Below are 12585 nucleotides of genomic sequence, written 5' to 3'. Positions count from 1 at the left end.
TTATTGACAATTCAGTCAATCATGGGCTATACTATAAGAGTTGTCAGTATTGATTTGGTCTAGTAGCTCAGCTGGATAGAGCATTCGCCTTCTAAGCGAACGGTCGCAGGTTCGAATCCTGCCTAGATCGTACAGAAACATTGATATGACGCGCATTGTATCATGACGTTCTAACTGGGGGTAAGTTGTTTTATGAAACCCCCCCTAAAAGTCGGCTATTATAAGCTTGTCGTATCATGCTGAAATAGGATTATATTGTTGACTGAATAAACCTCTTACTTACTAAAGTAGGAGGTTTTTTTGCTTTTAAAAAATTTTAGATAGAACATCTATCTGAGAATAGTAACATTTTCCCGAAAGGTGTATAGTAGTAATTATCAAAAAAGGTAGGTGATCGGCATGGAATATAAACTCATAACTAAAGACGAAGAAGCAGCATTGAATTTACCGAATGAGCCGGTTGAATTATATGGCAAGTTAGTTGTTTCATTAAATAAGAAACAATGGACTTATAAAGAAGAATTGTTCGAGCAAGATGAAGAACAAACTTTTCCTGAAGAGAACTATATATATGAAGAGATTGTTGTAAAAGGATTTGCGATTGGAGCTTTTCAAGATTCAAAATGTGTCGGCTTAGCTGTCTTTGAACATCAATGGAATAAGTATATGTACTTAGCTGATTTAAAAGTAACAAAAGAATATCGCCGATTTGGACATGGTCAAGAGTTAATTAAACAGGGCTTCATAGAAGCTCAAAGTCTAGGTTATAAAGGCTTATTCACTATTGGACAAGATAATAATTTAGGCGCTTGTAAATTTTATTTAAATCAAGGTTTTGAGATAGGTGGCTTTAATAATCGCGATTATGATTTTACTCAGCAAGAGGGAAAATCAGATATATATTTCTATTTAAATGAGATGAGAAATTAGAGACCTTTATTAAAATATTTTCATAAAAGACAAAGCTGTGTTATAATGACTTATACGAAAAGAGGAGTGACACATAATGACAAATAATTATATGACGCGTGTTTATGACAAATTATCAAAAACTTTTGAGCATGAAACAGAATTTTTACAAGCTGTGAAAGATTTTCTTGATGCAATTGAACCAGTGATTGAAAAACATCCTGAATATGAAGATTTGGCAATACTTGAACGAATCACTGTGCCAGAAAGAATTATATCTTTCCGTGTTCCTTGGGTAGATGACCGAGGGAAAGTTCAAGTGAATCGTGGTTACCGTGTGCAATTTAATTCCTTAAATGGACCTTATAAAGGTGGTATTCGCTTCCATCCATCAGTAAACCAAAGTATCATGAAGTTTCTTGCTTTTGAGCAAATCTTCAAAAATTATTTAACAGGTCTACCAATCGGTGGAGGTAAAGGTGGTGCTGATTTTGATCCTAAAGGGAAATCAGACAATGAAGTGATGAACTTTACTCAAAGTTTTATGACTGAATTACAAAAATACATTGGTGCTGACGAAGATGTGCCTGCCGGTGATATTGGTGTAGGTGCACGAGAAATTGGGTACATGTTTGGACAATACAAACGCTTAAACGCTAAGACTCCGGGTGTATTAACTGGGAAACCTATTCCAGCTGGAGGGAGTCAAGGACGTGCTGAAGCAACGGGTTACGGATTAATTTACTTCTTATTAGAAATGTTGACTGAAGTGAATGAAACACTAGAAGGTAAACGAGTGATTATTTCTGGTTCTGGGAATGTTGCTTATTATGCTGCGAAGAAAGCCATGGAACTTGGTGGTGTAGTTGTTTCTTTTAGTGATTCAGATGGGGCAATTTATGCTGAAAATGGTATCGATTTAGATACGGTAAAACAAATTAAAATTGATAACCGTGGAAGAATTAAAGAATATATTGATGCTCATTCAGATGCTGAGTATTTTGAAGGTTCACTTTGGGATCATGATATTAAAGCAGATATTGCCTTACCATGTGCAACTCAAAATGAAATTAACGAAGAACAAGCCCAACGTTTAGTTGATAATGGAATTAAATTTGTCGCTGAAGGGGCAAATATGCCAAGCCATACAAATGCAGTAAAAGTATATAAAGAAAACAAATTATACTATGGGCCTGGTAAAGCCGCTAACGCTGGTGGGGTTGCGGTATCTGCGCTTGAGATGAGTCAAAACTCACAACGACTAAGATGGACAACGGAAGAAGTTGACGAGAAACTTAAAGTCATCATGAAAGATATCTTCAAACAAGCATTAGATGCAAGTAATGCTTATGACTTAGATCATGATTATGCTGCCGGAGCAGATATTGCATCATTTGAAAGTATTGCTAAATTAATGATTATGAATGGTGTCGTATAAGACACACGAAATAATAAGCTATTGGGTGAATTTTTCATCTGATAGCTTATTTTATTTTCAAAAATCTCAGGGACATTTTTCATATTTCCACACTTTAAATACGACCCAACACATATCTTCAACAAAATAAAGCTATAATAATACTTAAAACGATTACACAATATAACAATAATGATTTGAATAATCGCCATTCCTAATAGTTTCTATCGGCTTAAAAAAACTTTAAACTTTTATAGTTTGACAACCAAACTAATTTCATTTATTATTTGACTATCAAATAGTTTGAATATCAAACGAAGTTGATGAGAGGTGATAATGAGTGGATAATGGGACCGTTACAAAAATTAACGATTATTTGGTCCAAATATTTAATGAAGTACTATTAATTGAAGAAAATTCGCTTAGACAAAGTGAGTTTTCAGATCTAACTATTAAAGAGATGCATACTATTGAAGCAATTGGTCTTAAAGGAAATTTAAGTTCATCACAAGTAGCAGAGAAATTATCTGTCACTAAAGGTACTTTGTCTGTGTCCATACAAAATCTTGTGACAAAAGGCTATGTTGAACGGGTGCGTTTAGAAGAAGATCGTCGAGTTGTTAGACTTAAGTTGTCTAAAAAAGGAAAACTACTCTTTCGCTTGCACCGCAAATTCCATCTAGATATGGTAAGAGATACAATCGCAGGTCTAGATAAAGAAGAAGCGGAAATGTTAATTAAGGGATTAGGTAATCTACATAATTTCTTAAATGACATTAAAGAGAAATTGTAGAAAAGGAAGATGATATGAGTCGTATTATTGCTACAGGAGCGTATTTACCGGAGAAAGTTGTATCAAACACAGAATTAATCGAAGTAAATCAGTTAGACTCATCCACAGAATGGATTGAGCAACGAACTGGTATAAAACAACGTTTTTTTGCAAATGATGAAGAGACAGTGGCGAGTATTGCGACAAATGCCGTAGACGATTTACTTAGTAAACTGGATGAAGATATTCGACATGACATTAAGTTGATTATAGTTGCAACAATGTCTCAAAGAGAATATACACCATCGACAGCCAATAAAGTGCAGTTAAATCTGAATTGTCACAATGCCATTAGTTTTGATATTAATGCCGCATGTAGTGGATTTGTCTATGCATTGGATATTGCTGAGAAAATGTCAAAATCATTTTCATCTGGCTACACATTAGTGATTGGTGCTGAGAAGATGAGTCAGATTTTAGATTTCAATAATCGGGCTACGTCTATCTTATTTGGTGATGGCGCTGGGGCATTGTTAATTGCCAATGACGGCGAAGGTTTACCTGAATATGATAGTTGTTTGAATTCTCGTGGCGATGAAAATCTATCCATCGCAGTAGCTCCTAATGAAGAAGGAGATATTACTTTGACGATGAATGGACGCGAAGTGTTCAATTTCGTTCAAAGAACGGTTCTTCCGTCATTAGATCAATTTGTAAACAAACAAGAAACTTTAGATTATATCGTTAGTCATCAAGCGAATTTCCGCTTTATAAAGATGATGTCCAAAAAACTAAAGATGGATTTATCAAAAATACCATCGAACATAGACCGTGTTGGGAATGTATCTGCTGGAAGTATTCCAATTTTATTAAATGAAATGGTTGAAGCAAAACAAATCAGACTAGATGGCACTCAAAGTGTTGTTATGATTGGTTTTGGTGCAGGCTTAACATGGGGCGAAGTACACACAAAATTATAAAAATTATTGGAGGAAAATATTATGTTTGAAAAAATTAAAGAAATTATCGTGGATCAATTAGGTGTAGAAGAGAATGAAGTAACCTTAAAAACTAGCTTTGAAAACGACTTAGAAGCGGATAGCTTAGATATCTTCCAAGTAATCAATGAAATCGAAGACGAATTCGATATTACAATTGATACTGACCAAGACTTAAAAACAGTTGGAGATTTAGTTAGTTACGTTGAAGGATTAGACAAATAATTTTTCTCGTTAGATAAAGGAAGGTATATATGAAGACAGCCATTACAGAATTACTAAACATTGAATATCCTATTGTTCAAGGTGCAATGGCATGGGTTGCTGATGCAGATTTAGCGAGCGCAGTATCCAATGCTGGTGGATTAGGCGTTATAGGAACAGGACATGACCCTGTTGAATTAGTTCGAGAAAAAGTTGAATTAATGAAGTCAAAAACTGACAAACCATTTGCAGTGAATGTCATGCTTTTAAACGCAAATACCCAAGAGGTTGTTGATTACTTAATCGAATCTGGAATAAAAATCATCACAACAGGTGCAGGAAACCCTGCGAAATACATGCAAAGATTTCACGATGCAGGTATTAAAGTGATTCCAGTTGTAGCTTCAGTCGCTCTTGCGCGACGTATGGAGAAAATTGGAGCTGCCGCTGTTGTTGTTGAAGGGATGGAAGCTGGGGGACATATCGGTAAATTAACGAGTTTAGCCCTTTTAGCTCAAGTCACAGAAGTTGTAACGATTCCTGTCATTGCTGCAGGAGGATTCGGAGATGGTCGTGCTTTAGCAGCAGCTTTAATGCTAAGTGCTGACGGTATCCAAGTGGGTACACGTTTCGTTGTTGCAGATGAATCAAATGCTCATGATAACTTTAAGGACGCGATCCTTAAAGCAAGTGACATTGATACTGTTGTAACAGGTCAGATTACAGGACATCCAGTCCGAGTTCTGAGAAACCGACTAACAAAAGAATATTTACAAGTCGAGAAAGAAATCACAAGTCTTCCAGGTCAAGACTTTTCACGGTTGGAGCAAATGGCTCAAGGCGCTTTAAGAAAGGCCGTTGTGGAAGGCGATACAGTAGGTGGATCAATGATGGCTGGCCAGATTGCCGGTTTAATTAAAGAAAGACAAACTGTTAAAGAAATTATCGAAGATTATATTCAAGTAGCGAAAGAAACATATAAGGAAAAAGCAAATTATTTTGAAGCTTAATTGAAAGGGTGATTTTATGAAATTGGCTATTATATTTAATGGTCAAGGTGCACATTATGAAGGTATGGGAATGGGTTTTGTCGAAGCATTTCAAGAAGCAAAAGAAATCTTCACTCAAGCAGAAGACATCACTCAATTACCGATTCAAACGTGGATCAATTCTGATATCAATCAATTGGCTTTAACAAAAAATGCTCAACCTGCAATCGTTACAACAAGCTTAGCTATTTATGAATCGATTAAAACTAAACTCCCAGCCATACAATATATGGCTGGGTTAAGTTTAGGTGAGTATAGTTCTTTAATTGCCAGTAACATATTAGAACTTGACGAAGGATTAAATTTAATCAAAAAGCGTGGAGATATTATGTCCGCGTACTGTGAACACATCGAAAAGGATGCAAGTTACCTTATGGCAGCAGTAATTAATATGCCCATCGATGAAATTAAGACACTTGTTGAAAGTATTCATACTGAAGAGACGCCTATATATATTGCTAATTACAACTCGCCGACTCAAATTGTCGTCGCAGGCATAAAAGAAGCAGTCACTGCTTTTAGAAAAGAAGCAAAAAGTTTAGGTTATCGTAAGGTCATACCTTTAAAAGTAGAAGGACCTTTCCATACTCCGATTATGAAAGGGATGCAAGCAGACTTCGAAAAAGTACTTGCCGACACAAACTTTCAAGTAGGAACAGTTCCAGTAATTAGTAATGTAACTGTTGAGAATCATTCAACAGATCAGATTCGTACTTTATTAAGCGACCATTTGGTTAAACCAGTGAAATGGTTCCCAACGGTTCATCGCTTAAAAGAAGAGGGAATTACACATGTTATCCAAATTGGACCAGGAAATACCTTAGCTAAATTAATGGCGAAGGATGAATTGGCTCCAGAAGTTTTTGTAGTGGATAAAGTTGAAGATGTTGAAGAATTAATACAATGGTTAAGTAGTGGAGGGAAATAATGATATTAACATGTTTAATCAGCGGTAGCTCAAGAGGAATTGGTCTTGGCATCGCTAAACATTTAGCAGAAGCTGGGCATCAAGTAATTTTAAATAGTCGTAAACCAATTGCTGAGGAAGTACTTCAAGAATTTGCTGACTATGAATTGGAAGTAGGTCAAGCCATCGGAGATATAAGTAACTTTGATGGAGCGAAACAACTTGTTGAAGAAGTACGCGAAACCTATGGCAGAATCGACGTTTTAATTAATAATGCGGGTATTACAAGCGATGGATTATTCCTTCGTATGACAGAAGAAGATTTTGATAACGTGATCAATACAAACTTAAAAGGAACATTTAACTTAACAAGATTTGTATCACCGATTATGTTAAAACAAAAATCTGGGACAATTATTAATATGTCTAGTGTTGTAGGTGTAACAGGAAATCCAGGGCAAGCAAATTATGCTGCCAGTAAAGCAGGCGTAATCGGTTTAACTAAGTCTTTAGCGAAAGAGCTAGGAAGTCGATCAATCACTGTCAATGCGATAGCGCCAGGTTATATTGAAACAGATATGACTGACGCTTTGAGTGATAAAGTTAAGAAAACTATGTTAAGTCACATTCCATTAAAACGCTTTGGTCAAGTTGAAGAGATTAGTTCTGTCGTTGATTTCTTGATTACTAACCGATATATTACCGGTCAAGTCATCGAAGTTAACGGTGGATTACATATTTAAGGAGGATTCTATGAGAAGAGTCGTAATAACAGGTCTAGGAACTGTATCACCTATTGGTAATAGTGTCGATGCATTCTGGGATAGTGTATTAACAAATAAATCAGGTATTGCACCAATAGAAGGTTTTGATGCTTCTGAAACAGGCGTGACTGTTGCTGGCGAAGTCAAAGGTTTTGATGCAAGAGAAGAATTAGGAAGAAAAGATAGCCAGAGAATGGACAAATTCTCACAATTTGGTGTCGCAGCAAGTAAAGAAGCTGTTGAGATGAGTGGTTATGATATTTCAAGTAATCCATTTAATGTTGGGGTAATGGTGAGTTCAGGAATTGGTGGACTACATGCTATTCAAAACGGTATTTTAAAGATGAAAGATAAAGGCCCTAAAAGAGTTCCACCATTATTTGTTCCATTAACAATTGGGAACATGGCCGCTGGGAATATTTCAATGCAGTTTGGTGCACGTGGAATCAGTTTAGATATTGTAACAGCTTGTGCAAGTGCCACAAATGCGATTGGTGAAGCGTTTATTAAGATTCAAAACGGTTTATTAGACGCCTGTATCGCGGGTGGGGCTGAGTCAACGATTAACGAAATCGGAATCTCAGGTTTCGCGGCTTTAACTGCTTTATCTACAAATGAAGATCCAGCAAAAGCATCTCGTCCCTTTGATAAAGACCGTGACGGTTTTGTTATGGGAGAGGGAGCAGGGATTGTATTCTTAGAATCATTAGAATCAGCTCAAGCACGTAATGCAACAATTTATGGTGAAATTGTTGGTTATGGTTCAAACTCAGACGCTTATCACATGACTGCTCCATTACCTAACGGAAGTGGTGCTGGAGAAGCGATGAAAACTGCAATCAAAATGGCAGGAATTGAAGCCGAAGATGTTGATTATATCAATGCTCACGGCACAAGTACACCAACAAATGATTCAGGTGAAACGACAGCGATTAAATATGCTTTAGGAGATCACGCACATAAAGTACCAATTTCAAGTTCTAAAGGACACTTTGGACACTTATTAGGAGCAGCCGGTGGTGTGGAATCAATTATGGTGATTAAATCATTGCAAGAAGGCTTTATCCCACCAACTTTAGGTCTAGAGACACCGGACGAAGAATGCAATCTTGATTATGTACCTGGTGAAGGACGGAAACAAGATATTCAATATGCTTTATCAAATTCTCTGGGTTTTGGTGGTCATAATGCCGTCCTTTGCTTTAAACGTTGGGATGGTGCGTAATTTTGAATCAAGAACAATTATTATCATTAATCGATAAATTAGATCAATCATCACTCGCTTTCTTAAATTATGAAACAGACGATGTAAAACTCGTTCTTTCAAAAGAAATGCCTAATGAAGCACCGGCTTTCTACGGACACCAAGAAGAAAGTAAACTAGCACAAACAACGACAGTAGAGCAAGAAACAGCTCCAACCCAGATCGATGAAGCGAAACCAGTAACAAACGACATCGACGTTGAGGAAGGTGAATTCATTACATCACCAATGGTTGGGGTAGTATATTTACAACCTAACCCAGATAGCGAAGCATTCGTTAAGGTTGGTGACACTGTGTCAGAGGGAGATACAGTCGTAATTATTGAAGCAATGAAATTAATGAATGAAATTCAAGCGAACCATTCAGGAACAGTTGTAGAAATTCTTGTTGAGAATGAAACTGTTGTTGAATTTGGTCAACCAATTATGAGAATTAACTAGGAGGAAAACAATGACACTATTAACAGCAACTCAAGTAATGGAAATTATTCCAAATCGTTACCCAATTTTCTTTATCGATGCAGTGGATGAATTAATTCCGGGTGAAAAAGTTGTCGCACGTAAAAACGTGACAATTAACGAAGAAGTATTCCAAGGACACTTCCCTGGAGAACCTGTATTCCCAGGTGTTCTAATTGTAGAATCATTAGCACAAGCAGGCTCAATTCCATTATTATCATTAGAAGGATTTGACGGAAAGACAGCTTACTTAGGTGGTTTAAATAAAGTTAAATTCCGTAAAAAAGTTGTTCCTGGAGATGTATTACGTCTTGAAGTTAATATTAAAAAACTAAAAAGTAATGCAGGTATCGGAATTGGTAAAGCATACGTTGGAGATAAAGTTGTATGTGAATGTGAAATGACATTCATTATAGGGGCGAAATAAGATGTTTAAAAAAGTTCTCGTGGCAAACCGCGGAGAAATCGCGGTTAGAATTATACGTGCGCTCCGCGAGATGGATATTACTTCAGTGGCTATCTTCAGTGAAGCAGATCGGAATGCCTTACATACTGAATTAGCGGACGAAGCCATTTGTATTGGTCCAGCAAAATCTTTGGATTCATATGCAAATCCAGTCGCTGTCATCAGTGCTGCTTTAGCAACAGGAGTGGATGCAATCCACCCTGGTTACGGTTTTCTATCAGAACGAAGTGATTTTGTGACTTTATGTGAAGATGTAGGTATTGAATTCATTGGACCGAATAGTCATATTATTGATGTTATGGGACATAAACAACATGCCAGAGATACAATGCGTAAGTCTGGTATTCCAATTACTCCTGGTAGTGCTGGGTTAATTTATTCAATTGAAGAAGCCCGTGATATTGCACTTGATATTGGATACCCTTTGATGATTAAAGCCGCAGATGGTGGTGGTGGTAAAGGGATGCGCCGTGTAGAAGACGCTTCACAATTAGATGCATTGTTTAGTCAAGCACAGAATGAGACGGAAGCAATTTATGGAAATAAAGACCTATATATTGAACGTATTATTGCTCCTGCAAAACATATTGAAGTTCAATTGTTAGGAGATAAATACGGTAACGTTATTCATCTAGGAGAAAGAGATTGCTCATTCCAACGTAACAATCAAAAGGTTCTAGAAATCTCTCCAGCGGTCAGTCTGCCCCTAGAGGTCAGAAAAAACATATGTGAAACAGCTGTAAAAGCAGCGGAAGCCATAGGCTATCAGAACGCGGGAACCATTGAGTTTTTAGTTGATAAAGACAATAACTTCTTCTTCATGGAGATGAATACACGTTTACAAGTTGAGCATCCCGTAACTGAAATGGTTACAGGTGTGGATATAGTAAAAGAACAAATCCGTGTAGCCATGGGTGAGCCATTAACTTATAAGCAAGAGGATATTCAAGTAAAAGGCTTTGCGGTTGAAGTACGTTTGAATGCAGAGAATCCAAGAGATAATTTTAGACCTTCCGCTGGTCACATTAATCAATTAATGTTTCCTGCAGGCGGTCTAGGTTTACGAATTGAATCTGCTCTTTATCCTCATTACACATTACCACCATTCTATGATTCAATGGTGGCGAAAGTAATTACGCATTCAAATACTTTAGAAGATGCTTTGAAGATAATGGAGCGCGCTTTATATGAAGTGACTGTTGAAGGTGTTGAAACAAATATCGACTTACTCGAAGCACTTGTAAGTGATGAATATATTAATTGGGACAGAGTGCATACGAAGTGGTTAGAAACCCACTATATGCCAAAATGGTTAGAAAAAGAAGAAAATACTGAAGAATAAGAGGTGATGTTTTGGCTTTATTTAGGCGAAAAAAAACAATAAGAATTAATCCAATTAGTCCCGCTGAAGTAGCCACACAAAGATCATCTATTCCAGATAATATTGCAGAAAAATGTCCACATTGTGATCGAATTATATTACAAAATCAAATTACAGAAGATTACTGTTGCCCACATTGCAGTGAACATCTACATTTTCCAGCTTATGAACGTATTCAATGGTTAGTAGATGAAGGGTCATTTAAGGAATGGGATAGCGATCTAAACGCGAAGAACCCACTAAATTTTCCAGGCTATAGTGCCAAGTTAGAAAAAGCGCAAGATAATACACAATTGAAAGAAGCAGTCGTCGCAGGTGAAGCAGAACTTGATGGTAGAGCAATAGCAATTGGTGTGATGGATAAACGATTCGTCATGGCAAGTATGGGGACAATTGTCGGTGAGAAAATTACACGGCTGTTCGAGCATGCGACGGAGCATAAACTACCTGTTATTCTCTACATTGCTTCTGGTGGAGCTAGGATGCAAGAAGGGATCTTATCCTTAATGCAAATGGCGAAAATCTCGCAAGTGGTTGCGAAACATCAAGACGCAGGTTTATTTTATTGTAGTGTGTTGACAAATCCGACCACCGGTGGTGTCACAGCGAGTTTTGCGATGCAAGGGGACGTAACACTAGCAGAACCTCGGGCAGTCGTAGGTTTTGCAGGGAAACGTGTGATTGAACAAACAATTAAAAGTAAATTAACGAAAGACTTTCAACAAGCTGAATGGGTATTTGATAATGGTTTTATCGATTCAATTGTACCAAGATTAAACCAGAAACAAATCATCAACCAATTAATCCAAGCTCATTCATATGAAGGTGGTGTGTAATTATGAGCAAAGCCTATGAAAAAGTCTTAAAAGCGAGAGATTTAAAAAGAATCTCAACCATTGATATCATTGAGAATTTAACTGATTGGTTTATTGAATTACATGGAGACCGTCATATGGAAGATGATAAATCCATTATTGGAGGTATCGGCATGTATGACGGGCAACCTATAACGATTATCGGTATTCAAAAAGGCCGTACAACCCGTGAGAACATAGAACGAAACTTTGGGTCAGTCGGCCCAGGCGGTTACCGAAAAGCAATTCGTCTTGTCGAACAAGCGAATAAATTTAATCGTCCAATATTAACCTTAATTAATACAGCTGGAGCACATGCCTCACCAGAATCAGAAGAGACAGGTATAGGGGAAGCAATCGCTCAATCACTATTAACTTTTGCGAAAGTTGAAGTTCCTACCTTATCGATAATTCTCGGAGAAGGTGGAAGCGGGGGAGCGCTAGCTTTGGCATTAACAGATGAAGTGTGGATGCTTGAGAATAGCGTTTACTCTATTCTATCTCCAGAAGGCTTTGCATCTATATTATGGAAGGATGCGAAACTGGCTTCAAAAGCAGCGGATGTCATGAAACTTACGGCAGAAGATTTACACGAATTAAAAGTCGTAGAAAAAATCATTTCAGAGATAAATCATGGAGTTCCTTTAAACCGAGATGTCATCTTAAAACGGACTATAAATGATATTAAAGCGAAGTTTAAGGAATTAAATCAGCTGGATGTAGAAACACGATTAGCCAATCGAAATAAACGATTTAGATCTTTTTAAGCGATAAAATAAATAAGTGTTAGTGAAATAGTTCACTGACACTTATTTTTTTGTGACAAAATAATTCGATTAGGTGAAATATAGGCGAAATGAATAAAAATATCTTATTAATTGCTAAAATAATAATTACTTTAGTATATTAAAAATAAACAGTTAACAATGTAGATGCAGCAAGTATTTATATGAAATTTTATGCAATAGATGACTCAAAACATTAAATAGAAACAATTTATAAAAAGAACTATAAACCTGAATAATTCATAGTTTTACTAATAGTCTTTCCTAACATTGATTTAATAGTCTTTAAAGTAATCTGCTTCATCACCCATTAGGTGATGAAAAAAGACCCCCTTTCTGATATGGTTAATTCACCAC

14 protein-coding genes and 1 tRNA gene are annotated in these 12585 nt (G+C 36.7%); all 15 read left to right on the top strand.

The window, feature by feature from the left end:
• Positions 1-56 precede the first annotated feature (56 nt).
• Positions 57-130, top strand: a tRNA-Arg gene (locus ACEN4N_RS07070).
• Between the two features lie 269 nt (positions 131-399).
• Positions 400-930 (top strand): GNAT family N-acetyltransferase, encoded by a 531-nt coding sequence (locus ACEN4N_RS07065; protein WP_407089198.1) that lies wholly within the window; start codon positions 400-402, stop codon positions 928-930.
• 91 nt (positions 931-1021) lie between these two features.
• Positions 1022-2347: an NADP-specific glutamate dehydrogenase gene (gene gdhA, locus ACEN4N_RS07060; RefSeq protein ID WP_407089268.1), complete on the top strand. Its 1326-nt coding sequence runs from the start codon at positions 1022-1024 to the stop codon at positions 2345-2347.
• Between the two features lie 319 nt (positions 2348-2666).
• Positions 2667-3119 carry a MarR family winged helix-turn-helix transcriptional regulator gene (locus ACEN4N_RS07055; protein ID WP_407089197.1) on the top strand — a complete coding sequence of 151 codons (453 nt, stop codon included), beginning with the start codon at positions 2667-2669 and terminating at the stop codon, positions 3117-3119.
• Between the two features lie 14 nt (positions 3120-3133).
• Positions 3134-4078 (top strand): beta-ketoacyl-ACP synthase 3, encoded by a 945-nt coding sequence (locus ACEN4N_RS07050; RefSeq protein ID WP_407093950.1) that lies wholly within the window; start codon positions 3134-3136, stop codon positions 4076-4078.
• A gap of 21 nt (positions 4079-4099) precedes the next feature.
• Entirely contained in the window at positions 4100-4321 is a 222-nt protein-coding gene (locus ACEN4N_RS07045; RefSeq protein WP_407089195.1) for an acyl carrier protein, read from the top strand.
• Between the two features lie 29 nt (positions 4322-4350).
• A complete protein-coding gene (locus ACEN4N_RS07040) occupies positions 4351-5310 on the top strand; it encodes a nitronate monooxygenase (protein WP_407089194.1) in 960 nt (319 codons plus the stop codon).
• Positions 5311-5326: 16 nt separating this feature from the next.
• Positions 5327-6277: an ACP S-malonyltransferase gene (locus ACEN4N_RS07035; protein WP_407089193.1), complete on the top strand. Its 951-nt coding sequence runs from the start codon at positions 5327-5329 to the stop codon at positions 6275-6277.
• Positions 6277-6999, top strand: a complete 723-nt coding sequence (gene fabG / locus ACEN4N_RS07030) for a 3-oxoacyl-[acyl-carrier-protein] reductase (RefSeq protein ID WP_407089192.1) — start codon at positions 6277-6279, stop codon at positions 6997-6999. Before ACEN4N_RS07035 ends, fabG begins: the two co-directional genes overlap by 1 nt.
• A 10-nt stretch (positions 7000-7009) precedes the next feature.
• The gene (fabF, locus tag ACEN4N_RS07025) at positions 7010-8245 is read left to right on the top strand and encodes a beta-ketoacyl-ACP synthase II (protein ID WP_407089191.1); all 1236 of its coding nucleotides are present in this window, start codon (positions 7010-7012) and stop codon (positions 8243-8245) included.
• A 2-nt stretch (positions 8246-8247) separates the two neighbouring features.
• On the top strand, positions 8248-8724 hold the full coding sequence (gene accB, locus ACEN4N_RS07020; RefSeq protein ID WP_407089190.1) for an acetyl-CoA carboxylase biotin carboxyl carrier protein: 477 nt from the start codon (positions 8248-8250) through the stop codon (positions 8722-8724).
• Between the two features lie 10 nt (positions 8725-8734).
• Entirely contained in the window at positions 8735-9169 is a 435-nt protein-coding gene (fabZ, locus tag ACEN4N_RS07015; protein ID WP_138404059.1) for a 3-hydroxyacyl-ACP dehydratase FabZ, read from the top strand.
• Position 9170: 1 nt separating this feature from the next.
• Entirely contained in the window at positions 9171-10550 is a 1380-nt protein-coding gene (locus tag ACEN4N_RS07010) for an acetyl/propionyl/methylcrotonyl-CoA carboxylase subunit alpha (RefSeq protein ID WP_407089189.1), read from the top strand.
• An 11-nt stretch (positions 10551-10561) separates the two neighbouring features.
• Positions 10562-11425, top strand: coding sequence for an acetyl-CoA carboxylase, carboxyltransferase subunit beta (gene accD, locus ACEN4N_RS07005; protein WP_407089188.1), 864 nt, complete (start codon positions 10562-10564; stop codon positions 11423-11425).
• 2 nt (positions 11426-11427) lie between these two features.
• Positions 11428-12210 carry a carboxyltransferase subunit alpha gene (gene accA, locus ACEN4N_RS07000; RefSeq protein WP_407089186.1) on the top strand — a complete coding sequence of 261 codons (783 nt, stop codon included), beginning with the start codon at positions 11428-11430 and terminating at the stop codon, positions 12208-12210.
• The last annotated feature ends 375 nt before the right edge of the window (positions 12211-12585 follow it).

The organism is Ruoffia sp. FAM 20857 (assembly GCF_045528645.1).
In the GTDB taxonomy this organism is placed as follows: Bacteria; Bacillota; Bacilli; order Lactobacillales; family Aerococcaceae; genus Ruoffia; species Ruoffia halotolerans.
This window is presented reverse-complemented; position numbering and strand designations above follow the sequence as displayed.